At 35.3% G+C, this 24,413-nt stretch carries 18 protein-coding genes; 6 read left to right on the plus strand and 12 right to left on the minus strand.

Going from position 1 to position 24,413, the window contains the following annotated elements:
• Positions 1-61: 61 nt before the first annotated feature.
• The 4 genes from TTE_RS11160 to TTE_RS11175 form a co-directional block, all read right to left on the minus strand.
• Entirely contained in the window at positions 62-2,236 is a 2,175-nt protein-coding gene (locus TTE_RS11160; protein ID WP_041587214.1) for an adenosylcobalamin-dependent ribonucleoside-diphosphate reductase, read from the minus strand.
• Between the two features lie 181 nt (positions 2,237-2,417).
• Positions 2,418-2,915: a thioredoxin family protein gene (locus tag TTE_RS11165; protein ID WP_011026381.1), complete on the minus strand. Its 498-nt coding sequence runs from the start codon at positions 2,913-2,915 to the stop codon at positions 2,418-2,420.
• A gap of 14 nt (positions 2,916-2,929) precedes the next feature.
• Positions 2,930-4,351, minus strand: coding sequence for an aspartate aminotransferase family protein (locus tag TTE_RS11170; RefSeq protein WP_011026382.1), 1,422 nt, complete (start codon positions 4,349-4,351; stop codon positions 2,930-2,932).
• Positions 4,352-4,368: 17 nt separating this feature from the next.
• Positions 4,369-4,575, minus strand: coding sequence for a DUF896 domain-containing protein (locus TTE_RS11175; protein WP_011026383.1), 207 nt, complete (start codon positions 4,573-4,575; stop codon positions 4,369-4,371).
• A 207-nt stretch (positions 4,576-4,782) separates the two neighbouring features.
• Between TTE_RS11175 and TTE_RS11180 the strand changes: the two genes are divergently transcribed.
• Positions 4,783-5,421, plus strand: coding sequence for a DUF1614 domain-containing protein (locus TTE_RS11180; protein ID WP_009610318.1), 639 nt, complete (start codon positions 4,783-4,785; stop codon positions 5,419-5,421).
• A gap of 38 nt (positions 5,422-5,459) precedes the next feature.
• On the opposite strand, the gene TTE_RS11185 is transcribed toward TTE_RS11180, so the two are convergent.
• The 3 genes from TTE_RS11185 to TTE_RS11195 are packed head-to-tail and all read right to left on the minus strand — an operon-like array spanning position 5,460 to position 10,871.
• Positions 5,460-7,457, minus strand: a complete 1,998-nt coding sequence (locus TTE_RS11185; protein WP_011026384.1) for an alpha/beta hydrolase family protein — start codon at positions 7,455-7,457, stop codon at positions 5,460-5,462.
• A gap of 60 nt (positions 7,458-7,517) precedes the next feature.
• Positions 7,518-9,077: a helix-turn-helix domain-containing protein gene (locus TTE_RS11190; protein ID WP_011026385.1), complete on the minus strand. Its 1,560-nt coding sequence runs from the start codon at positions 9,075-9,077 to the stop codon at positions 7,518-7,520.
• 12 nt (positions 9,078-9,089) lie between these two features.
• Positions 9,090-10,871 (minus strand): sensor histidine kinase, encoded by a 1,782-nt coding sequence (locus TTE_RS11195; RefSeq protein WP_011026386.1) that lies wholly within the window; start codon positions 10,869-10,871, stop codon positions 9,090-9,092.
• 206 nt (positions 10,872-11,077) lie between these two features.
• Between TTE_RS11195 and TTE_RS11200 the strand changes: the two genes are divergently transcribed.
• From TTE_RS11200 to TTE_RS11220, 5 genes are read left to right on the plus strand one after another with little or no spacing between them, the layout of a single operon-like run.
• Entirely contained in the window at positions 11,078-12,436 is a 1,359-nt protein-coding gene (locus tag TTE_RS11200) for an ABC transporter substrate-binding protein (protein ID WP_041587215.1), read from the plus strand.
• Positions 12,437-12,494: 58 nt separating this feature from the next.
• A complete protein-coding gene (locus tag TTE_RS11205) occupies positions 12,495-13,382 on the plus strand; it encodes a carbohydrate ABC transporter permease (RefSeq protein WP_011026388.1) in 888 nt (295 codons plus the stop codon).
• Positions 13,372-14,241: a carbohydrate ABC transporter permease gene (locus TTE_RS11210; RefSeq protein WP_011026389.1), complete on the plus strand. Its 870-nt coding sequence runs from the start codon at positions 13,372-13,374 to the stop codon at positions 14,239-14,241. Before TTE_RS11205 ends, TTE_RS11210 begins: the two co-directional genes overlap by 11 nt.
• 21 nt (positions 14,242-14,262) lie before the next feature.
• Entirely contained in the window at positions 14,263-15,594 is a 1,332-nt protein-coding gene (locus tag TTE_RS11215; RefSeq protein WP_011026390.1) for a glycoside hydrolase family 30 protein, read from the plus strand.
• A 31-nt stretch (positions 15,595-15,625) separates the two neighbouring features.
• Positions 15,626-17,536 carry a glycoside hydrolase family 30 beta sandwich domain-containing protein gene (locus TTE_RS11220; RefSeq protein ID WP_011026391.1) on the plus strand — a complete coding sequence of 637 codons (1,911 nt, stop codon included), beginning with the start codon at positions 15,626-15,628 and terminating at the stop codon, positions 17,534-17,536.
• A gap of 101 nt (positions 17,537-17,637) precedes the next feature.
• Here the strand turns inward: TTE_RS11220 and TTE_RS11225 are convergent, their stop codons facing one another.
• From TTE_RS11225 to TTE_RS11245, 5 genes are all read right to left on the minus strand, one after another.
• Positions 17,638-18,942 carry a S41 family peptidase gene (locus TTE_RS11225; RefSeq protein WP_011026392.1) on the minus strand — a complete coding sequence of 435 codons (1,305 nt, stop codon included), beginning with the start codon at positions 18,940-18,942 and terminating at the stop codon, positions 17,638-17,640.
• Between the two features lie 13 nt (positions 18,943-18,955).
• Positions 18,956-19,363 carry an ATP-binding cassette domain-containing protein gene (locus TTE_RS14505; RefSeq protein WP_259081737.1) on the minus strand — a complete coding sequence of 136 codons (408 nt, stop codon included), beginning with the start codon at positions 19,361-19,363 and terminating at the stop codon, positions 18,956-18,958.
• Positions 19,364-19,368: 5 nt separating this feature from the next.
• Positions 19,369-20,460 (minus strand): ABC transporter ATP-binding protein, encoded by a 1,092-nt coding sequence (locus tag TTE_RS14330; protein ID WP_259081736.1) that lies wholly within the window; start codon positions 20,458-20,460, stop codon positions 19,369-19,371.
• 186 nt (positions 20,461-20,646) lie between these two features.
• The gene (locus TTE_RS11240; RefSeq protein ID WP_011026393.1) at positions 20,647-22,374 is read right to left on the minus strand and encodes an ABC transporter ATP-binding protein; all 1,728 of its coding nucleotides are present in this window, start codon (positions 22,372-22,374) and stop codon (positions 20,647-20,649) included.
• A gap of 370 nt (positions 22,375-22,744) precedes the next feature.
• On the minus strand, positions 22,745-24,394 hold the full coding sequence (locus tag TTE_RS11245; RefSeq protein ID WP_011026394.1) for an ABC transporter ATP-binding protein: 1,650 nt from the start codon (positions 24,392-24,394) through the stop codon (positions 22,745-22,747).
• Between the last annotated feature and the right edge of the window lie 19 nt (positions 24,395-24,413).

Here is a 24,413-nt window from a genome sequence, read left to right on the forward strand (position 1 = left end):
GTCGAACTGTGTAACATGTGTAAAAAAATTTAGGTCCCCTCTTGACAAGGGGACCCAATTGTTAACACTGGGAATAACCGCAGTTAAGGCAGGTCTTACATCCTTCTGTGTACACAAAAGTAGCCATGCCGCATACAGGACATATATCCACATTTGTAGCTGACACTTTAACAGAATTTCCTTGCTGTTCATATCCGTTTCTCAGAGCTTTTCCTATAGCATCAGGAACAGAGAGCACCCTATTCTCTCCAAAGCCTATGGTCGTCGCTCCTCCTATTCCTACTAACTGCTCTATTATGTCTTCTACTGCTACCCCTCCCCTTAGCGCAAGAGAAATTAGCCTTGCTATAGCTTCTGTAAAGGCCGCCACATCTGAGCCTGCTCGTCCAATATTTACAAATACTTCAAAGGGCTTGTTGTCTATAAAGTTTATAGTCACATACGCTCTTCCTAGAGGAGTTTCTATCCTCTTTGTAATTCCCTTTAACACAGGTGGCCTTTCAGTTATCTTTGTCTTCTCCTGAGGCTTAGTATCTGTCACAAGCACTCCTTCTCTTGACCCGTCTCTGTAAACCGTTATCCCTTTACATCCAAGTTCATAAGCTAGTCTATATATATTATCTATATCATCAACCGTGGCGGTTCTTGGCAGATTTATAGTCTTAGAAATGCTTGAATCAATGTATTTCTGCAGTACGGCCTGCATTTTTACGTGCTCTTCTGGAGTAACTTCATGAGCGCTTACAAAAGCAGGATAATCCGCCAACCAGTGCTTTACTGTATGAGTACCTGTACGGTCTTTCCTTACGTACTCCTTCGCAAAATTGGGCTCTATCCCCGAACTCACTCCTGCAAGAATGGAAGTGGTACCAGTAGGAGCTTGTGTGAGAATAGTAGCATTTCTTATGCCGTATTTAGCAATTTCATCCCTTATGTCCTTTGGCAATCTTTGTATAAACTGGCCTTTCAAATACTTATCAGCCACAAACTCAGGAAAAGGCCCTTTTTCTTTAGCTAATTCTACAGAAGCCCTATAAGCCGCATCTCTTATTCTCCTCACAATCTCTTCTGTCGCCTTCAGGGATTCCTCACTTCCATACCTTAAGTTCATAAGAATTAAAGCATCCGCAAGCCCCATCAAGCCCAATCCCACTCTGCGAAGCTTCTGCGCCATCTCTTTGTTTTGCGGAAGCACATATGCTCCCAAATCAAGCACATTATCTAAAAATCTCACCGCGATCTTTACAGTTTCCTCTAATTCCTCAAAATTAATTTTCCCATTTTCTACAAATGCAACTAAGTTTATAGCCCCTAAATTGCAAACACCGTAAGGTTCAAGGCCTAATTCTCCGCAAGGATTTGTAGAAATTATCTTCGTGATGTAGTAAGTATTGCTCAATTTATTATACCTTTCTAAAAAGACTACTCCCGGTTCTGCAGACTCCCACGCAGCAGTCACAATTTTGTTCCAGAGCTCTCTTGCAGGAATCTCTTTATATACTACAGTAGGGTAACCCTTAGCTTTCCACTCATTGAGGTCTCCTTTCCACTCGGCATCGTAATTGGGATGTGAAGTATCTGGAAACTCAAGCTTCCACATCTTGTCCTGTGCTACTGCTTCCATAAAAGCGTCAGAAACAGCCACAGAAAGGTTAGCCTGCTGCATCTTTGTAAGGTCTTTTTTTACTTTTATAAACTCTTCTATGTCTGGATGCCAATCCCAGAGCATGAACATCAAAGCTGCCCTACGACTTCCACCCTGCTCAACTTGTGTAGCAACTTCATTGGCTGCTAGCATCCAGCTAACTGCTCCCGATGAAGTTCCCCCTACCCCTTTCACATACGCACCTCTGGGCCTTAATGTGCTCCAGTTAATTCCAACGCCGCCGCCCCTTGAATTAATCTCCAACATTTTAGCTATTGTATCCATTATAGCGGCACGGCTGTCATTCCCCTTCTTAGGGTCATTTGCTTCCACGGGTATTACAAAGCAGTTGAAATATGTAACCTCTCTGCCAGTCCCCGCCCCAGCCAATATCCTACCACCAGGAATAAATTTCCATTCACTCATCACCTTATAAAACATCTCTTCCTCTTTTTCATTTGTAGCGATAGCTTTTGCAACTCTTTTAAACATCTCTTCAGGCTTTTTTTCAACGGGTTTGCCCTCTCTGTCTTTTAAGGCATACCTGTCCAGAAAAACCTTCTCCCTCTGTTCGTTCCACGCTGGAAGCATTTATTTTACCTCCCTTTGTGTAAAACACAATATTTTGTATATCGACGTCTTCTATTATACATTTTGTTGTGTTTTTTTCAAGTTTTAAATGCAATAAATAAAAACCCTTTTTTGCCCTTTTATATTAAATTTCGTCTAAAATCTTATTAAATTAAACCCAGAAAAAAATTTAAAGTCCGGCTTAACGCCGGAGAAAAATATATACAATTTCTCTAATTATTTCACTATCATACTTCCCTTTTAAGTAATCTCTCTTCCAATCTGCAACTTCTTTCTTCTCCAATTCCCTAACAATTTGTGGCCTTTCAACCCAATGCCCAAATTCTTTAAAATTCTCATCCATAAACACAAATGTAGGTATCCTAGGCTTTCCTTCCACATAGTAAGGTTTCATATACTCTTCATTTCCTTCTCTCTTGACAATTTTAAGTTCAAAAGTTTTATTATAACTCGCAATTTTAGCCACAATAGGCACATTCACTTGAGAATCTGGACACCAGGTTTCAGCAAAGGCCAAAATATTTACCTTAGGTAAAGAAACAATCTTCTGCGCCACATCTTTTTCTAAAACAGTCTTATCATATCTTTCCCTGATACGCTGTCTTGTAATATCATCTTCAGAAGTCTCTATAAATTCATCAAAAGTAAGCCCTTTTTCAAATAAATCTTTTAAGCTCAAAGAGCTTTCCTCCTTTACTGTCTTTTAAATAAAGAGCCTAACACTGTTTTTGCACCTGAAACAGTTATCCCCAAGAAACTGCTATTGCGCGTTAAAATTTCATCCAAAGCATCTACCACTTTGTCAATTTGCTCTTTCGTGACAATTAAAGGCGGTTCCAATCTTATAACATTTGGATTGTTTAAAGTATAAGCCGTTATAATTCTATGCTTGTTCTGTAGCTCTGCCGCAATCAAAGAGCCTATATATTCACTTGAAAGTTTAGAAATAGCTCCTCCTGAAAGCTTATCTAAAAGCCCTCCTTCCGGTTGATTAAATTCTATTCCTATCAAAAGTCCTTTTCCCCTAACATCTTTTATAAGTTTTGGATGTTTTTCTTTTAATTCTTTCAGTCGACCTAAAAAGTATTCACCCTTTTCTTTGGCAGCCTCAGAAAGTTTTTTCTCTATAATAGCTTGTATTGAAGCAATCGCAGCTGCACAAGCATAGGTATTACCGCCAAAAGTAGAAGTATGCAGTAATGCTTTTTCCATTGTACCATAGGCTTTTTGCCATATCTCATCGGTGGTAATATATGCCCCTATTGGCATAACTCCTCCACCTAGAGATTTTGCAAGAGTCATTATGTCTGGCACAACTTCCTCATGCTCACAAGCAAACATTTTTCCTGTTCTTCCAAAACCTGTCTGTATCTCATCCACAATGAGATATGCTTCGTACTTTGTACAAAGCTCTCTTGCTTTTCTTAAATACCCCTCAGGCGGCACGATAACTCCACCTTCTCCTTGAATGGGCTCAACTATAAAAGCAGCTACATCTTTCTCTTTTAAAGCTTCCTCCAACGCTTTTTCATCCCCAAAGGGAACAGCTACAGTCTCTGGCACCAAAGGTTCAAAATATTTTTGGTATTTTCTTCTACCGGTTACAGAGAGGGCCCCCATTGACTTTCCGTGAAAAGAGTTCTCGCAGTAAACTATCTTTTTCTTCCCCGATGCAATCTTGGCAAGCTTTAAAGCTCCTTCAACTGCTTCTGCCCCGCTGTTGCAAAAAAAGCTCCTCTTTAAATTTCCTGGGGTAACTCTTGCAAGGTTGTGAGCAAGAACACCTGGAAGATTCCCTATAGAAGCCTGCAAAAGGTTAGGCATGTCCTTCACTTTTTCAACTGCTTCAATTACCTCATCAGGATTGTGCCCTAAATTTAAGGCACCATACCCACCTAAAAAGTCATAATACTCATTTCCTTCACTGTCCCATACAGAAACCCCTTTGGCTCTTACAAAAAGTTTATCAAATTGAAGCATAGAAAGCATTGATACAAAAACTGAATTTATATACTCCTTATAATTTTCCTTCACTTGATTTTTATTTAAAGTTAAAGCTTCCTCCAAAGTAATGTATTCAGGAATTTCCTCTTTTATTTTTACTTTTTCATCCATTTTCCTCTCCCCCTTACTTAGTGCTCATGATGATGGCAATGATGGTGATGATGAGAAGCATCAGCAAATAGATTGTCTAACTCTCTTTTCACTCTTTCTTTAATTTCCTTAACATAGGCTTCTCTTAATCTTCTTTGTTCTTCTTTTTCCTCTTCTGTAAGTCCTTCACTTTTAGATTTATGATATAAAAAATTTATCCTGTCAATCATCTCTTTGGTTATCATTTTCTCACCCCTTTATCACAGTCGCTTCGTGCCAAATGTTCACAGTTTACCTCCAAAGTTTTGCACAGAGCACACAAAATAAGTATTGACAAATATATTATATTCTTTTTTGATAAAAAACAAAAGAATTTTATAAAATAATGGATGTATTCATCGCTTTTATGATATTATAACAATATAGTAGCAAATTCTAAGGAGGTTTTTGAAATGCCTTTAATTTGGATATTTTTTCTAATACTGTTGTTTCCTTTTTTTATATTTAGTTTTTTTGTACACGCAACAACTTTTTCTTTTGCAAAATTGGGATTATCTCCCCAAATGGCAGTTTTTGTTTTTAGTTTATCTTTAATAGGAAGTGTAATCAACATTCCTATATCTCGAAAAAAAATTATTGTCCATGAAGAAGAACGGTATTTTTCCCCATTCCTTTTTTACTATCCTCCCCGCGTACAAGAACAAGTAATTGCAGTAAATGTAGGAGGAGCTGTAGTCCCCGTCATTCTCAGTTTGTACCTTTTGCCAAGGACACCACTACTCCCGACTATAATAGCTACCATAATAGTAACAATTGTAGCAAAAGCTCTAGCAAAGCCTGTTCCTGGAGTAGGCATTACTCTTCCTGCTTTTATACCGCCTCTTGTGGCAGCTGCTTCTGCAATTTTACTGTCTTATCACAATGCGGCACCTGTTGCATATATTTCAGGAGTTTTAGGAACACTAATTGGAGCAGACCTTTTAAACATACCTCATTTTAAAGATTTGCACTCTTATGCCATAAGTATTGGTGGTGCGGGAATATTTGATGGAATATTTTTAGTCGGAGTAGTGGCCGCACTACTTGCATAAAAAGAGGCATCTTGAACCACTCAAGATGCCTCTTTTATTCATCCTTTAAGGTACTTATTAAACCAATCAGTTATCTCTTTAAGCCTTCTTATCCTGTGCTTTGGTTTTCCGCTCCTTGAAAGGTCGTGGTTTTCACCATGACAGATCACCAACCTTGACTCTACACCAAAGTACTTAAGGGCCGTGAACATTTGAAGAGCTTCAGCAAGCCAGCACCTAAAATCCTCATCAGAATGCAGGAACAATGTCGGAGTCTTCACTTTATCAGCATATTTAAGCGGAGAATTGTCCCAGTATTTCTCAAAGTTGTCCCAGGGAGTACCGCCCACCTGATCTGGCACAAAGTAATAACCTATATCTGTAGTTCCAAACTCTGTAAACCAGTTTGATATGCTCCTTTGAGATACTGCTGCCTTAAACCTATCTGTATGCCCTATTATCCAGTTTGTCATAAATCCACCGTAAGATCCACCTGTAACCCCAACTCTTTCGGGGTCAATGTCTTTGTAATTTTCAAGCACATAATCTGTAAATTTCATTATATCTTCATAGTCAATTGTCCCATATTTTCCTCTTATATCAGCAAATTCGTTTCCTCTGCCATCGCTTCCTACCGGATTGCAGAAAAACACAAAATACCCTTCTGAAGCCCAGTACTGCATTTCATGGAAGTATACTTCACCATATACTGTTTTAGGACCACCATGTATATCTAATATTGCAGGATACTTCTTCCCTTCTTCATAGTCTACAGGCTTTATAACCCAACCATCTATAAAATGCCCTGGCCTCGTCTCTACCTCTACTCTTTCAGGCTTTGAAAGTTTCTTTTCTTTCTGCACCCACTCATTAAAGTCAGTAATCTGTATCTCCTGCCCATCTTTGTACTCATAAAGCTCCAAAAGCTTTAATCCTCTAAAACCGATAAAAAGAATATTATCGCCACATACATCAAACATATCCACAGATCCATCTTTATCTATCACTTTTTCTATTTTCCCTTCTAAATTTATCCTGTTAAGATAAGCATTGTACCTCTCTGTAGATATGAAGTACAAATAATCTCCTTCTGCTTTAAAACTAAAGCCTGAACCGTACCTCACATCAGAGTTTACAGAATTTCCTAAACTCATATCGAGCTCAGGGGTTATGCACCTTCTTTCGCCTGACTCCTCTAAAATGTAGAACTTGCTGTTTTCATTTATACCGTATTTTTTCATATCTGTTCCAGCGCATATTATCTTATCTCCTAAAAAATCCACATACCTATAGGAAAAATCTGAATCCTTATTCACTTTCTTAAGTTCTCCAACCTTTAAATTGTATATATAAACATCACTTGTCAAAGGCATTTTGCCCTTATAACTTTTTCCTATAAACACAGCTTTTGTCTTATCTTTGTTGAGCTTTAAAGAATACACATCAGTGTATTCATCTGTTATAGGCTGCAATTTATTATCACTTAATTTATAAACATAGAGCCTTCCCCTGTCTTTATTGATGACTCCTTCGCCATTCGCCCAAAAAGGAATCTCATCAAATACTTCGTAATCTTTCTCCTCTTTTCTCCTTTCAAGCTCTTTTTTCTTCTCCTCCTCACTCAAACCCTCCAAATCCTTTTTATTCACATTATAAAGTGCAATCAAGAGAAAAGTATCGTCATCAACAGGCAAAATCTCTGTAACCTTTTTAGGTATCACAAAAGCCTCAACAGCTTCTCCTCCGTGTATATTAATCTTGTAGTACTTTGTAAATTCCTCTCCACTTTCTGCCTTTTCTTTGTCCTTTGGATTTCTGCTACCTGCAAAAAGTATGTAATCATCGTCAAGCCATACAAATCCTCTCTCCTCATTAAAGGAAGTCAGCTGAAAATATTTTTTAGTCTTTGTATCCAAAACCCATATGTTAGACAAATACTTGTTCTCCTCAACATCCATTCTATGTACCACAAATGCTGCACAGCTACCACTTGGTGAATATTTTAATCCTGACAAAAATTTAAATTTTGTAAAATCTTCTAATTGTAACTTCTCCATTAAAAACGCCCCCTAATAAAATGTTTTCAAAAATATTATAGCACAAAAAAATAAAAACTCCTAAAGGCTGTCTCTATACTGAGAAGGAGTAAGCCCTGTGTACTTTTTAAATACCTGTGAAAAATATTTCTCATCTCCAAACCCCACCATATTTGCTACTTGATATGTCTTTAAACTCCTATCTTCAAGAAGCTTCTTAGCCTTTTCCACTCTAACTTTGTGTAAATAACTCACAAAATTTATATTCATCTCTTTTTTAAACAGAATGCTAAGATATGCAGGAGTTACATATACTTCTTTTGCAACACTTTCCAAACTTATATCTTTATCATAATTTTTGTCTATATACTCTACGGCGTCTTTTATTATGGGGTTCTTATCTCCCGCTCTTTCTATTTTTTCGGCAATTTTGTAAATTACGCTTAAAGAGAGGGACTTTAATGTCTCTTTTCTGTCGGCTTTTAAAATGCCCTCAAAGGCCTTTTCTCCTGCAATATCTCCAATATCCACATTCTTCTCATAGCAAGCTTTTATCAAATTTCCCAGCAAAACCAAAATAGAAGCCTTGACAAACCACTGGTTAAAACCACCCGTATAAAGGGCATTTAAAAAATTCTCCACTTTTTTATTCAAATCCTCCCTTTTGTTTAAAATCACACTGTTTATTATTTCCCTCTCTTCATTTACAGGATAGTAAAGGTTATCCTGATGAGGCCATATATCTTCATAAAAAATCGCATCAAATTCCTCTGCAAAAAACTTAAGCTCCAGCGCCTCCTTTGCCTGATAATAAGAATATTTTATCTTGTCCGCTCCTTCTACCCACTTGCCAATCCCAAAATATGCACGAACTTCAAGCTTATCATATATCTCGCTTTTCACATCATTTAAAAACCCTTCAATACTCTCTTTTTTAAATTCCTCTTCAGAATTTATCAAAATTGCAATTTCTTCTCTATCCCTTATTACCTCAATCTTCATATCCCCAGCCTTTTTCCTTATTACATCAGCACAAGCGAGCTTATAGGCTTCTTCTATTTCATTTTGAGCTTCTATTTCAATTTTCATCAAAACCACGCAGTACTTTTTATAAGGAAAATCTATTTTATATTTCACGAAATCTTCTGCCACTTCAGAAGAAGACCTCACTCTATATAGCACTTCACTTAGTACCCTTTCTCTAATCACCGGAAGAGTATCATTGTAGTAATTGATAAACTCCTTTAAAGTATTTTCCTTTTCTATCTCTTTTTCAATATCTTCCCTGGCTTTTAAAACCTCTTTTAAAATTTCTTCAGGTCTACATGGCTTTAAAAGGTAGCTAAAGCTTTTAAGCTCTATAGCTTTCTTGGCAAAGTAAAAGTCATCATATCCGCTCAAAATTATACTTTTAAACCTTATTCCCTCTCCTTGCGCCTTCTCAATCACTTCAAGCCCATCTAATTTAGGCATCCGTATGTCTATTAGCACAATATCGGGCTTTAAACTTTTTATCTTATAAAGAGCTTCTTCTCCATCCATGGCATATCCTACAAGTTCAATCCCATTCCCTTTCCAATCAATAAGTGTCAAAATTCCCTCCACAACCTCCACTTCATCATCGGCTATAAATAGCTTCATACGCCCTCCCCCTTAAGATATACTTTCAGGCAATATAAGGGAAATGGTTGTCCCTTCTCCTTGCCTACTCTCTATTTTAAGCTCATACTTATCTCCATAATAAAGCCTTAACCTCTCATTTACATTTCTAATCGCATATCCCACTTTTTCTTCAATATTCTCTGATTCTATAAATCTTTTTAACTTTTCTAAAGTCTCTTCTGACATGCCAGGCCCATTGTCCTTAATGATAAACTTTAAATTTTCCCCTTCTTTTTCACCTATCACTTCCACAAAACTCTCCTCCGAATTGTTTTCCAATCCGTGCACAATGGCATTCTCTACAAAAGGTTGAAGAATAAGCTTTGGTATATAATAATCCAAAATTTCATCGGAAATTTTTACAGAATATTTAAATTTATTCTTATATCTCTTGCTCTGCAAGAATAAATACCTTTCTATAAGCTCTTTTTCTCCCCTTACCTGTATAAATTCCTCACCCCTGTTTAAAGTGAGTCTGAAAAGCCGAGAAAGAGAGTAAATCATCTCACTGAGTTCCCTATCCTTCGCCTTCTCGGCTTTCCAAAAAATAGTATCCAAAGTGTTGTACAGAAAATGTGGGTTAATCTGAGCTTCCAGCGCCTTTAACTCCGCTTCTCTTTTATTGATTTCCAGTTTTAAAATCCTATTAATAAGGTCGTTTATCCTCTCAACCATTCTATTGTATTCCTTTATAACTATAGCAATCTCATCCTTTGAATGATATTCAAACTCCACCTTTTCTTCCAAATTTCCCTGCCTGACCTTCTTCATGGAATTAGCCAGCCTTTCCAATGGATGAGTTAAAGCCCTTGAAAAATACATGGAAACCAGAAAAGCAAAAAGCAGACAAAAAACTAATATCCTCAAGTAAAACTCAATAAAAGAAATTCTTATAGAATTAATGGCATTTTTTAAAGAGACAACGCTTACAAGCCTCCAATCAGAAGTAGGTATCGGACTTGACGTCACAAGGAGTTTGGATGAATTTATATTTATCACCACATTTTGCTTATCTTTAAGGTATTTTGCGAGTATATTTTGAGCCGATTTTGGAGTAAACCCTGAGAAAGTGCTCTTAAAAGATATTATATTTCCATTTCTGTCTGCTATGAAAAAGGCAGACTCTTTTTCTTTTAAGTTTTCAGAATAAACCTTTTCAATTGTAGGTATGTTTATACATATTACCAATAAGCCCTCCGGCTTGTATGTATTAAAATCCAAAAGCACCCTTGCCATAGCAATTTTAGGGTAATTGTTTTTGATTATTAAGTCAAAAGGCAAATTTTCCAAACTTAGCCACATAGGAGCACCATTTTTCTCTAACACTTCTCTGTAAAAGCTGGTTCTTTTAATAAGTTCTAAATCCATTATTAAAGTACTGCTGTCATTGGAAAAATAATATTTGTCCCCTTGAAAGGAATACAAAGCTATAAAGCTTATATAATCTTTGGAAGCAAGTAAACTGGCTAGCGGTCCAAGGGAATACTTGGTAAAATCGGAATGAGGACTTATGAAGTTCTGAATCCTCTGGTCCAAAACCAGAAAGGAAGAAAGCTCATTGACATCCCTTTGCAGAAAATCAATGCTTGCTGCAATTCTCTTTGTATCTCTTAAAAGTGAATTCCCTACCTCTTTTTTAAGCTGGTTTATTGAGATAGTGTAAGAAAAAAACACAATTAACAAGGATGTAATGACGACTATCCCGTAAAACAAGATTAAAATTTTATGCCTTATATTAAGCCCCATAAACCAATTCTTAAGCTTTAAAACCATCCTATGTACATCCTTTCAAAATTTCCTGTAGATTTATTATACAACTAAAATCTTTTTGCCTTCAACCTTTACAAAAATACATAAAAATTACAAACCAAATTTAAAAATTGTCTACTTAAACATTTACAAAAATGCTGATATAATGAAAACAAATCCATGGAAACTGAGGCGCCTCAGGAAATTCTAAAAAGAGGGGGAAATTTTTGATGTCAAGAAAATCTTTTAAGCTATTGACTGCTTTTTTAGTCATCTTTGCTTTGATTGTGGGAGCGGTCGGATGTAGCCAGTCAGCAAAATCACCTTCTAGTGAAGCTACATCCAACACTCAGCAAGATGCAAAACAACAGCAACAAACGATAAAAATCAAGTTTCTCTCCAATCTGCCTGATAGAACTTCAGGTCAAGGAAAGCTAGAACAGATGCTAATTGACGAATATATGAAAGAACATCCAAATGTAAAAATTGAAGTAGAGGCTTTGCAGGACGAACCCTACAAACAGAAATTTAAAGTATATGCGGCTTCCAATGAAATGCCTGACATTTTCATGGTGTGGGGACAGCCTTCCTTCTTCCTTCCCGTCATGAAAGCAGGATTGGTGGAAGAAATCAAAATGGACCAGATAAAAGATTACGGCTTTAAAACTTCCTCGTTAAAAGATTTCATGTATGAAGGAAAGCTCTATGGACTTCCGAGAAACACTGACTTTATGGTCCTTTATTACAACAAAGGATTATTTGATAAGTACAGTGTAAACGTACCTAATACTTTTGATGAGTTACTTGGAGCTGTAAAAACTTTTAGAAAAAATAACATAGCTCCAATATCAATAAACGGGAAAGACAAATGGTCCTTAGCAATACTCTATCAGGATTTAGTATTAAAAGAATCTGGAGACCAAGAATATATCTACAGAGTTCTTTCTGAAAAGAACAACATATCTAAAGACCCTATACTTTTGAAAGCTGCTAAAGATTTTGTTGAGCTTGTAAATGCAGGCGGATTCCAGGATTCCTTCATAGCAGCAGATTATGGAGCAGCAAACAACCTCTTTGCACAGGAAAAGGCTGCAATGTACTACATGGGCTCATGGGAAGTGGGAATGGCCACAAATCCCAATTTTTCTGATTCATTTAAGAAAAATTTAGACGTTACTTACTTCCCAATCATTTCTGGCGGAAAAGCCAAAAATACTGACATACTCGCATGGCACGGTGGTGGGTATGCTGTATCTTCTAAATCCCCAGTAAAAGAAGAAGCAATGAAGTTATTGCTCTTCATGATGGAACCCAACAGATGGACAAAGATAGGCTGGCAGGAAGGTTTAGTAGTGCCTGGACAAGACTGGAGCAAATTCATGACAGGAAATGAAACCGAACTTCAGAAAAAGCTCACACAAATCTTCTCAAGCGCAACCTCAGTAAGCGGAACAGTGTGGCAGGACTCTTACACTCCAAATTTTAAGACTGAAGCTGAAACTTTAATACAAATGTTAGCAGCAAAGACTATAACCCCTGAGCAGTTTTTATCAAAACTTGAAGAGCTGGCAAAAGCTGAAATACAGTAAAATATGCCTACTTCCGGGGCAACCCGGAAGTAGGTAAATTCATCAAAGAGGTGACAACATGCACAAAGTTTTAACTGATAAAAAGACTATTCTACTTCTCACTCTGCCCGGACTATTCGTATACACATTTGCAATTTTAGCCCCAATATTTTTAAGTGTGTATATAGGCATGACTGACTGGTCAGGTATAGACAAGCCAGTATTCATTGGCCTTAAAAACTTTAAAACTATACTGTTTTCTGACATGACTTTCTGGAAATCCCTGTACCACGCTTTGCTCCTCGCCCTATCATACCTATTTATCCAGCATCCAATAGCATTAACCTTTGCAATACTTATAGATAAAATAGGAGGAAGGGCAGAAAAAATATTTCGCACAATCTTTTTTATTCCTGCCATAATACCTATAATTGTCACTTCCCGCATGTGGGTAAGCCTCTATGACCCTCAATACGGTTTAATAAACAAGGCTTTAGACCTTTTTCATCTAGGCTTTTTAAAACAGCAGTGGCTGGGAGACCCAAAGACAGTCTTAGCCTCATTAATTGTGATTATGATGTGGCAGGGATTTGGATGGGCTCTTTTGATATATTACGCAGGCTTAAAAGGCATTCCAGAAGAGCTATATGAAGCGGCAAGAATTGACGGAGCGACAGGTTTTAACCTATACACAAAAATAACCTTACCCCTTTTAAAACCCGTCATTAAAGTAAACTTCACAATTGCCATAATATACGCATTAAAACAAATGGAAACAGTTTACTTAACAACTAACGGCGGACCAGGCGATGCAAGCCAGTTTATTGCAAACTACCTCTATATAAAGGCTTTCAGCTCGTATCAGTACGGCTATGCCAATGCAATTTCTGTATTGTTTGTGATAATAACTCTGCTTATAAACATCCTATTCCTAAAAGTATTTAAGGCAGAAAACTATGAATATTAGCTGGGAGGTAAAAAACGTGCAAAAAAAACAGTCAATTTTTCACAACAGCAGAATAATACTACTTCTAATTTTAATAATCTTTTCCATAGGCCAGCTTTTCCCTCTTGTATGGCTTATAGATTTTTCCCTCTGTAAAAGTGGTGATGTGTATGGGGCAAATATACTCAAAATCCCCTCCCCGCCGCAATTTCAAAACTACTATATAGCCTGGAAAGACGGGAAAATTCCTCATTACTTTATAAACAGCGTAATTGTCAATGTCACATCAGTAGGATTGACCGTAATCTTATCTCTCATGATGGCATACGCCTTTGTCAGAATGAAGTGGAAATTAAGCAATAAAGTATTGATGTACGTTCTCTTAGGGCTTATGATACCCATACACGCAACATTGCTTCCAAACTTTATAATATTCAAAGAAATCCACATATTGGACTCTTACTTGGCCTTAATTTTGCCCTATGTAGCATTTTCACTTCCTCAGGCAGTATTTTTGATGACAGGCTTTATTGGAAGCATTCCAAGGGAAATAGAAGAGTCAGCCGTAATGGACGGAGCGGGGATATTCACAATACTTTTTAAAATTATATTTCCACTTTCGACTCCTGCAATAGTAACTGTCACTGTGACAACTTTCCTGACCACCTGGAACGAATTCATAATGGCAGCTACCTACTTAACTTCAGACAAATTCAGGACTCTTCCCTTCTCAGTCTACAACTTCGCGGGGCAGTACGCTTCAAATTACGCTGTCCAGTTTGCAGTTATGACCATTGTGGCTTTGCCTTCTTTGATAGTCTATATACTACTAAATGAACAGGTAACAAAAGGTGTGACATTAGGAGCTTTGAAAGGATAAAACTTCTGAAAGGGTGATAATATGAAGATTACCGGGTATGTAACTGCAAGAGATTATAATATTCCTTTTTCAAAACTTGAAAAAATAGAAAAAGCAGATACAAAAAGGCCAGACTCTTTTGTAAAAATATACCCTGATGAAGAATTAGAAGAAGTAATAGGGTTCGGAGGCGCTTTAACTGAAGCTGCTGCCTTCAATATACTAAGCCTTCCTGAGGAAAAACAAGAGAAAATATTAAAAGCCTATTTTGATGAAAAAGAAGGATTAGGCTACAAGCTCGTCAGAATTCATATGAATAGCTGCGATTTTTCATTAGAGAGCTACAGCTGTGATGATGTGGAAGGAGATGTGGAGTTAAAGCACTTCAACATAGAAAGAGATAAAAAATGGGTAATACCTCTTTTAAAGAAAATAAAACGCTATGTCCCTGACCTAAAAGTGCTTGTCTCCCCTTGGAGTCCTCCCGCATGGATGAAGACAAATAACGATATGAAATACGGAGGAAAATTAAAAGAAGAATACAAAAAGACGTGGGCAGAATTTTTTGTTAAATTTATAAAAGCCTATCAGGAAGAAGGTATTGACATATGGGCTGTCACAGTTCAAAATGAGCCAATGGCTGTGCAAATATGGGAATCCTGCATATACACCGCTGAAGAAGAAAGAGACTTTGTAAAATACTATTTAGGACCAACTCTTTTAGAAAACGGCCTTTCTCATATCAAGATTCTTATATGGGACCATAACAAAGACATAATATACGAAAGAGTAAAAACTATCTTAGAAGATAAAGAAGCTGCAAAATACGTCTGGGGTGTAGGCTTTCACTGGTACGCAGGAGACCATTTTGAACAATTAAAAAAGATAAAAGAAGAATTCCCTCACATAAAACTAGTATTTACAGAAGGAACCCAAGAGGGAGGAGTAAACTTGGGTTCCTGGAATCTTGGTGAAAGATATGCCCATGAAATAATAGGCGATTTTAACAACTACACAATCGGCTTTTTTGACTGGAATATAGTATTAGATACAATGGGAGGACCTAATCACGTCAAAAACTACTGCGATGCTCCTATCATTGTGGATACAGAGAAAAAAGAAATTTTTTACCAAAGTTCCTACTACTATATAGGGCATTTTTCCAAATTCATAAAGCCCGGGTCAAAAACAATAAAATCTGAAATCCTTGACCCAAGGTTAGAAATCCTTTCAGCCAAAACTCCTGAGGGTAAAATAATTGTGGTGGTAATGAATAAAACGGAAGAAAATATAGATATACTTCTTGATATAGGCGGTGACCTTTATAATGCACCCTCTATTAAAAAGTCTATTGAAACTTTTGTAATTAATTAAAAGAAAGTTAAAATCAAGCGAGGTGAAAGGGATGATAAGTAAGATTAAAATTGCTTTATTACTTTTATTGATTATAGCATTTTTGTTCCCCTCACTTTATATCAGACCAGTAAATGCTTCAAATGACCCCGTTAAAGTATGGTTTTCTTCTGAATATAAACCAAAAGACCATGGTTGGTACACAAATAATTGGGAAAGCAATATTACTTTTAAGCTATCCCCTCAACCAGATTTATTCTTTACATCCCCCGATGAAGAGTTACTACCAACTATTACTGTAATCCCTAGCATCCAATATCAAACTATTGAAGGAATAGGGACATCTTTAGAAGAATCTACTATATTTAACCTTTCAAAAATGTCAAGTGAAGTCCGTAGCACAGTTTTAAGAGAATTATTTGATCGTCAAAATGGAATTGGACTTAGTTTAATTAGAATTTGCTTCGGCAGCTCTGATTTTACAGCAAGAGATTTTTACACTTATGATGACCTGCCAAAAGGTAACACCGACTCTGAATTACAATATTTTACAATTCAAAAGGATAAGGACTACAATATTATTAGCACTTTGCAAGGGATTTTACAAATCGATAATAATATAAAAGTATTCGCATCTCCTTGGTCACCACCTGCATGGATGAAAAGTCCTGAAACCTTAATAGGAGGGAGATTAAAGTCTGAATGGATACCTACATTAGCAAAATATTACAGGAAAGCAATTCAAGCATATCAACAAGAAGGTATACCAATATATGCTATGACGTTGCAAAACGAACCTTTATATGAACCACCCGATTATCCAGGATGTTTCGTTTCTCCTGAACAAGAAAGAGATCTAGCCAAAGCACTAAGTAGAGAATTAAAAAATAACCAGTTGAAAACAAAGTTATGGATTTATGATCACACTTTCTTCGATTGGTATGCATATATCACTCGTTGGGGACTTAATGCATGGAGCTATGTAAACACAGTCTTTTCTGACCCCGAAGCTTACCAAGCTGTCGATGGCGTGGCTTTTCACGACTACGGTGGGGAACCTTCTGAGATGACTCGAATAAGAAATACTTACCCAGAAAAGGGAATGTACTTTACAGAAAGGTCTGTATGGGGTATAGAAGGAGCAGCTAGAATAATTCAATATTTTAGAAATTGGGCAAAAACTTATGTCGCATGGGTCACGATGTTAGACAGCAATAAACAACCCGAAAAATGGACTTTTGCTCCTGATCCCACTATATTAATTCAAAACGCTCAAAATCCTGATTATTATTGGCACACACCTGAATACTATTTATTAGGTCAATTTTCAAAATTTATCCTTCCCGGTGCAAAAAGAATTTATACCAATAGCGGTAATCCAGACGCTTTAAGTAATGTAGCTTTTCTAAACCCAGATAATACTATTGTGGTTGTAGTCGTAAATGCCACTAACTCAACCCAAAAATTTCGCATATTAACATCTATGGGGCAAATAAAAACTATAATACCAGCAAAGACTGTTGCAACTTATAAATGGAAATATGAGCCTACGATAAAAGATATAATATCCTTAAGGTCCAGAGCAAATAATCTTTTTGTATCAGTTGAAGCCTCAGAAAACTATTACTTAAAAGCTTCTCAATCACAAATTACTTTAAATACTAAATTCGAAGTTATACCTTTGGATAATGGTAGAATTGCTTTGAAATCTATAGTAAATAATAAATTTGTTTCTGCAGAAAATGCCGGTTCATTACCTTTAGTTGCAAACAGAGAATCTATAGGAAATTGGGAAATATTTGATGTTGAGATACTGGAAAGAGAAAATGATATAGCACTTAAATCATTAGCAAACAACAAATACGTATGCGCTGAAAACGCTGGCAAAGATCCATTAATTGCAAATAGAGACAAAGTAAAAGGTGCATGGGAAGCTTTTGAGTTAATATTAGCAAATCGCTGATAACTCTATAACAACGCACCAATCTAGAAAATATTTTCTAGATTGGTGCGTATTTTTAAAATAGTTTTTCTTAGCTTTTCCTGTTTTATTTTAACACTCTTTTATATGTTTTCTAATGATTCAATTACTTTCAATACCCTCTGTTTTATCTCCTCCTCTTTTTCAAAAGGGTTTTTAGGAATCATTTTTATCTCTATATCCGGTATAGTGCCTGTTTCAAAATATGAAGTACCATCCTGATTTATAAGCATTTCCCCGTCAAATCTCACAATTAACCCGCTATTGGGAAGGCGCATTAAACCTGGCATAAGCCATCCTCCATCTCCTTTTCTGGTTCTTTCACCTATTACTGTAGCAAAGCCCGTTTCTTTACAAAATTCTGCAAATATATTTGCTGTTGAATAAGTGGTTCTACTAACGATTAAAAATATCTTCCCATTAAAATCTACAGGTTCTATATATTTAGAAAATTTTTCAAAATCTTTTACTATATCTGTGATCGCATAGTACATGAAATTTTCTTTTACTTCTGCAGGAAGCAAATCATACATAGGAAATTTATCTATAGTATTATTTTTCAAATCTGGTATATAATTTTCAAGCAGATTAACAATATATTCCCCGCCTTTTATAAGATAAGTCTTTTCTACTGACAAGTTTTTAACTTCTTTTAACTTATTCCTCAAAGGTGCTACTATAGCATTCAACCAGTACTCCCTATTACCCCCTTCATTATCACTAATATCTATGACTAAATATGGATAATCCTTTATATTTCTCAAAAAATCATATATCATATCTCTCTCCTTTTTATATCCTTCTCCGTCTTTGTGATAATCAATTAAAAAAGAATAGATTTTCAAATAAGCGATCTTCCCAGGTTCTATAACGTCTGTCACAACGTTTTCTCTTCTTTTCTTCAGTGAATAATAATCTTCTAGTTCGCCCTGTCTATATGTATTCTTAAAGATTTTTTCCCACATCTTATAAGAACTTTCTGATTCCCTAAACATATCTTCATAAGGTTTAAAACCCAATGGCCCAAATAAATATTTATAATACCCAGGACTTAAAACATGTGTATGCCCATCATGCAATTTTAGTAGAATATCATTTAATGCATAATAAAATTCTAAATTATTTTTTGTCTTCTTTATCTTTTCTTTAAATTGCTCTTTATATGCTAACCAGTCATAGCCATACATTTTTTTCACTTCATAAAAATGTGCGTAATTGTCTTTTAAAATGTTGTACATGTATTCAAAGTCTTCTATTTTCTGCTTTTCTGTTAATTCCTCCGATGTGTTAGAAATAGGTACCATATCTGAAGAGTTTATATAAAACAACATAAAAAAGCTTAATAGACAAAAAGAAACGATGATAAGGACATAGACTTTATTTTTCACGTCCTATCACCACCTACACCACATATATTCCCTCTTCTTCTATACGCTCCTCTACCTTATCCAGCTTCTCTATATTAAACAAACTGTAAAAGTACCCTTTTATCTTCATTAAATCATCAAACCTTCCTTTCTCCACAATCCTTCCATCCCTTAATACTATTATCTCGTCATACCTTTTGAGTAGCTCACCCCACAATCTGTGTGTCACCACTATCGCTGTTATGTCCATATCCAGTATTGTCTTCTCTATCAAATACGCCGTCTCATTGTCCAACGCTGCTGTCGCCTCATCCAGAGCCAATATTGACGCATTTGTTATTACTGACCTCGCTATCGCTATCCTCTGCCTTTCCCCTCCTGAAAGAAGTTTTCCCCCTTCCCCTACATCGCTTAATATGCCCTCTGGCAATTTCTCTAACAACTGCCCTAATCCTGCACCTTCGCCGCTTTTACTACTTCTTCATCCGTGTATCTGTCATTAAATAGAGTTATGTTGTCTTTTACTGTCCCGTCAAATATGAATACATTCTGATGTAATAGGGTTATTATCTTGAATAAGTCTTTCTTGTCTATTCTTCTTAATTCTATCCCATCTAATTTTATTTCTCCTTCATAGTTTTCATATTGTTTTAACAATAACTTGAGTATTGTGGATTTCCCTGCTCCACTTGTCCCTACTAATGCGTACTTTCCTCCTTTTTTGATTGTAAAGTTTATATTATCCAAAGCTTTTGTCTCCCCTGTGTAGCTAAAAGATACGTTTTTAAATTCTATTGAGTCGTTAAAAGATTTTACTGGTATATAATCATTCCTCTCTTCCTTTTCCTGTAATACTTCATTTATCTTCTGTGATATGCTCTTTAATGAGAGTATCCTGTTGAGATTTTGACCCATACTGTATATTGGCATAATTATGTTATTGGTAAGCTGTACACAGGCAATCATCGTTCCTAAAGTCATCTCTCCTTTTATGGTAAAGTATAAACCTACTGCAAATACAGAGAGGAAAATAAAGCTACTTAAAATTTCTGACATGGTGTCAGAGGTATTTAAAAGTACGCTGTATTTAAGCTTTTTATCTTCCACATCTTCATTAACTTTTGAAAACTTCTCATGTACTTTATCCTCTATCCCGAAGCTCTTTATCACTTCAAGTCCTGTAAGAGTATCTTTAGATTCTATAGTAAAAAGTTCTAAGCTCTCAGAATAATCGTTTCTCATTTTAGCAATCTTATCATCAAAAACGCGAGGAATTATTACACTAAGAATTGCCATGAGTATTATCATCACAGTTATTTTGTAACTTAATATAAATAGAGAAATTAATGCAGCCACAAATCCTACTGCACTGCCTAAAAGCCTAAAGAAATTGTTAAAATAATCCTCTTCTACAATCTTTACATCATTTGAAATAATTGAAATGTACTTACCTGTATTAACTTCATTAAAATGTTCCACATCCTTTTTAATGATTGCTCTAAATAACCTGTCTTTTAGGTATATCAAAGTTTTTTTCATGTAATGAAATCGAGTTGTTCTATTTAACCATCCAACTACTGCTGGCTCTTCTTCTCTTCAATTGCACATCTTTCATCTGTGCAGAAAACACACCAATCTAGACCCTTTACAGCCTACATTAGTGCACCTTTTAAACTATAAATATCTTTCTTTTTCGTTTCTCTGGCATTTCACACAAATTCTTTTTCATACAGTTTCTTCTACAGTCTCAATCTCTTCTTTCTCATCAATCCCATAATTATACATATAATAGAAATACCCTCTCTTTTCTAATAGCTCATCTAATGTACCTCTTTCAATGATTTCCCCATCTCTCATTACAAATATTTCATCATACCTTTTAAGTATCTCCGGGTCTAATTTATGCGTTACAGCGAGTACTGTCGCATCTAAATTTATAAGTGTCCTCTCTATATCGCTCGCCGTAACTTTGTCTAAAGCCGCCGTAGCTTCATCTATAAGCAGTATTTCAGCTTTCTTGATTAACGCTCTTGCAATTGCTATCCTCTGTCTCTCTCCTCCCGATAGTTCTACTTCCCCTTCCCCTACTATTGTATCGAGTCCTTTGGGGAGTTTCTCAACAACCTGAATTAAACCAGATTGTTTCAATGCCTCATTGAGTTCCTCTTCACTGCATTCACTATACAGACAAATGTTATTCTTTAATGTGTCACCAAACATAAAGACATCCTGTTGTATGATACTAACTTTCCTGTAATAGGAGGCAGGGTCAAATTCTCTTATATCTACTCCATCAATGAGCACTTGCCCCTCATAATCTGTAATGTGATTTAATAAAACTCTAAGCAGTGTGGTCTTCCCACACCCGCTTTCTCCAACTAATGTATACTTTTTGCCTTTATCAAGCTTTATGTTTATGTTTGACAAAGCATTCCTCTTGCCATCATAAGAAAAGGTTAGGTTTTTGATTTCTATGGAATTTCTAAATTCAAAAGGTTTATCTCCCTGTGAGACTTCCTCTTTGCCTACCTCTATTATTTCTTTTTGGATTTTATCCGCTATTTTTTCAACAGATTTTATTTTTGTAGCATATACAGATGCAGAAATTAAAGGATTTACTATGTAGTTCATAAGCTGTACAGCAGCAATCATAGAACCTACTGTGATATAACCTCTCAAGACCAAATATGTGGCTACGAGTATATTTACAAAAAACATTGCAAATCCTGACACGATAGATAAAGCTCCTTGAAATCCTTGAAATGCGTCAGATTTATACCCCGCCATTTCTGCATCTTTATTGTCTTTTGATGCCATATTGAGAATTTTATTTTCTATGTTAAAGGCTTTTATTACTTCAAATCCCTGAGCCATCTCTTTTATCCTGTTGGTAAACCTCTCAAGCTTTTTAAGGTACTGCCCCTTTAGTTCCTGATTTATTTTTGTGAAAAGCTGAGGCACAATCACTGGAACCCAGCCAAAAATGAAAATGACTATAGTGAGATAAACGTTTATTCGAAGTATTAGATATAAAGACACAATAAATAGTAAAACGTCTTCCATAATGTTAATCAAACTGGTGAGGTAATTAGTCTCTATCATCCTCACATCATTGCTAAGTAAAGATATCAATTCTGAACTTGTAATTTTTCTTCTTCTAGAGTTTATGAAGCTTTCTATAATGGATTGTTTGTAGTCTATCAATACTTTCTTGTTAAAAGCTGCCGAAGCTGCCTTTGACAAGGTCTCAGCTGTAAATACTGCTATCAGAAAGCCTACTGAATACCATATTAACGTAGAAATGCTGTAATTTAAATTTCCAACAGATGTGTCAACGATTATTTTAAAAAGTATTGCCTGCAGGGCTTTAAGGGCTGATACAAAAATTATAAGTATAGCGTTTATCAGAATTAAAAGCTTATATTTTAAGATGTACTTCTTTATCGTCTCCATTTATACGACCTCCATAGAATGAGATTTGTAATATCAAATCAAATTTTCCCCTATAGATTAAGATAATTCGTTCTTTATACAAGCTGAAATTGTGCAATATATGTCAGTATCTCAAAATCTCAAACAAAAAAGTCAATATCATCAATAAAGCCACAACTTTTTCAATTTTATCCTAACATTCTTATCTCTCCCAGTAAAATATCAAAAATGTCTATAAACTTTCCTGATATTTCATTTTGGTAAACTTATCCATACTTCCCTTCATTTTTCTCATTTTTTCATATATCACCAGTGCAAAATTTTAATTTTGTAACTGTAAGTTACAATTTCAGCTACAACCCAAATGTAAAAGCCATTTATTGACATCTTATTACACCAAATATTCCACCTTTTTAGAAATTCTATTTAAATCTATCACTTCATCCGCTATATTTAAAAACTCTTGGTTATGAGTAACAATTAAAATTATTTTTTCCTTCTTGAGTGCTGTTAGCATAGATTTTAATTTCTCAATACTAACAACATCTAAGGCAGACGTGGGCTCATCTAACACTATGACATCTGGATCTTTTAAAAATGTCCTGGCAATCGCTATCTTTAATTTTTCTCCTCCTGAAATGTTGCTGGAGGCTTCATTTAGTTTTGTATTCAATCCTTCATGAAATTTATCTATATCTACATTTAAATCTTTTAGCAGTTTATCAATAGTTTTATAATCGTAAACCTCCACCCCATATATTAAGTTATTTATAATTGTGTCATTAACTAATTTTGGTTCCTGTTCTGTGACTCCAATAATTTTCCTTCTTATGTAATACATGTCTAGTTCCTTAATTTCTATTGAATTGTAATATATCTCACCTGAATAGTAATTTACTAAAATCCCAAGAATTACATTAATGAGAGTACTTTTGCCGGCTCCATTATCACCTACAATGCAGTATATTTTCCCTTTTTCAAATTCATAATTGAAATCGTGTATAATTTTTTTAGAATTGTCATAAGCAAAGGAAACATTTCTAAGTTCAATAGTCTCTATACCCTCTAATCTAATAGTACCATTTATCTCTTGGGGCTCATCCAATATTTGTCTTAATCTATCATAGGAAATTAAAGCATCCTGATATGACTTACCTAAGTTTAAAAAGTATCCTACACTTCCTATCATCATTGAAAAATAACTACTAATTATCGTAAAATCTCCTATTGTCAAATTTCCATTTATTATTTCCATTCCGCCAACAAAAAATATTATTACCCTTGCAATAGTAGTCACCATTGAATTGCTGCTATTAAAAAGATAAGAAACTTTTGTATATCTTAGTAATGAATTAAACATTTTTTCAAATGCGCTATTTAATCTTGCCCTTTCTTCCTTAAAAGTCGCATTTAGTTTTATAACTTTTACATTTTGCAAATTATCATTCATTTTTGAAAAAAATTCGTTCTGTTTTTCTTTTAATTCATAGCCTCGTATATATAAAGGTTTTCTAAACACAAAGTAAAGCAATATATATAAGGGAATCAAAGCCATTAATTCTAAAGTCAATTTGGCATTTATTCTCATGGAAATATAAGCCAAGAAAATAATAGTTAAAGCATTAGTAAGAATATCTAGCATATTGGCTAATACAAAAGAAACTACAGTATTGCTGTCAAAGTTTATTCTTTGATTTAGATATGCACTGTCTACCCCTTTAAAGTAAAGAATAGGCAATTTAGTTACATGGTCCAATACGTAAAAGTTTAAGTCTGTCATTGATTTGGTCTGAATTTTAACATAGGTGTAGTTCATTACAAAAGAACTAATTATAGTGATTATTCCAATTAATACTATCTTTGCTGTAAAATCATAAATTACTTTAAAATCTTTACTCTGCAATAGAAGGTCAATATAATTACCTGTAATGTAAGGTACTATAATTGACATGAGCCATCCAATGATACTAAAAAATAGAAATACTATCAGGGAGCTTTTGTACTTAAATATGAATTTTTTAACAAAGTTAAATATTTTCATATTGATCAACTCTCTTGCA

Origin of the sequence: Caldanaerobacter subterraneus subsp. tengcongensis MB4 (assembly GCF_000007085.1) — a bacterium.
Lineage (GTDB): Bacteria > Bacillota > Thermoanaerobacteria > Thermoanaerobacterales > Thermoanaerobacteraceae > Thermoanaerobacter > Thermoanaerobacter subterraneus.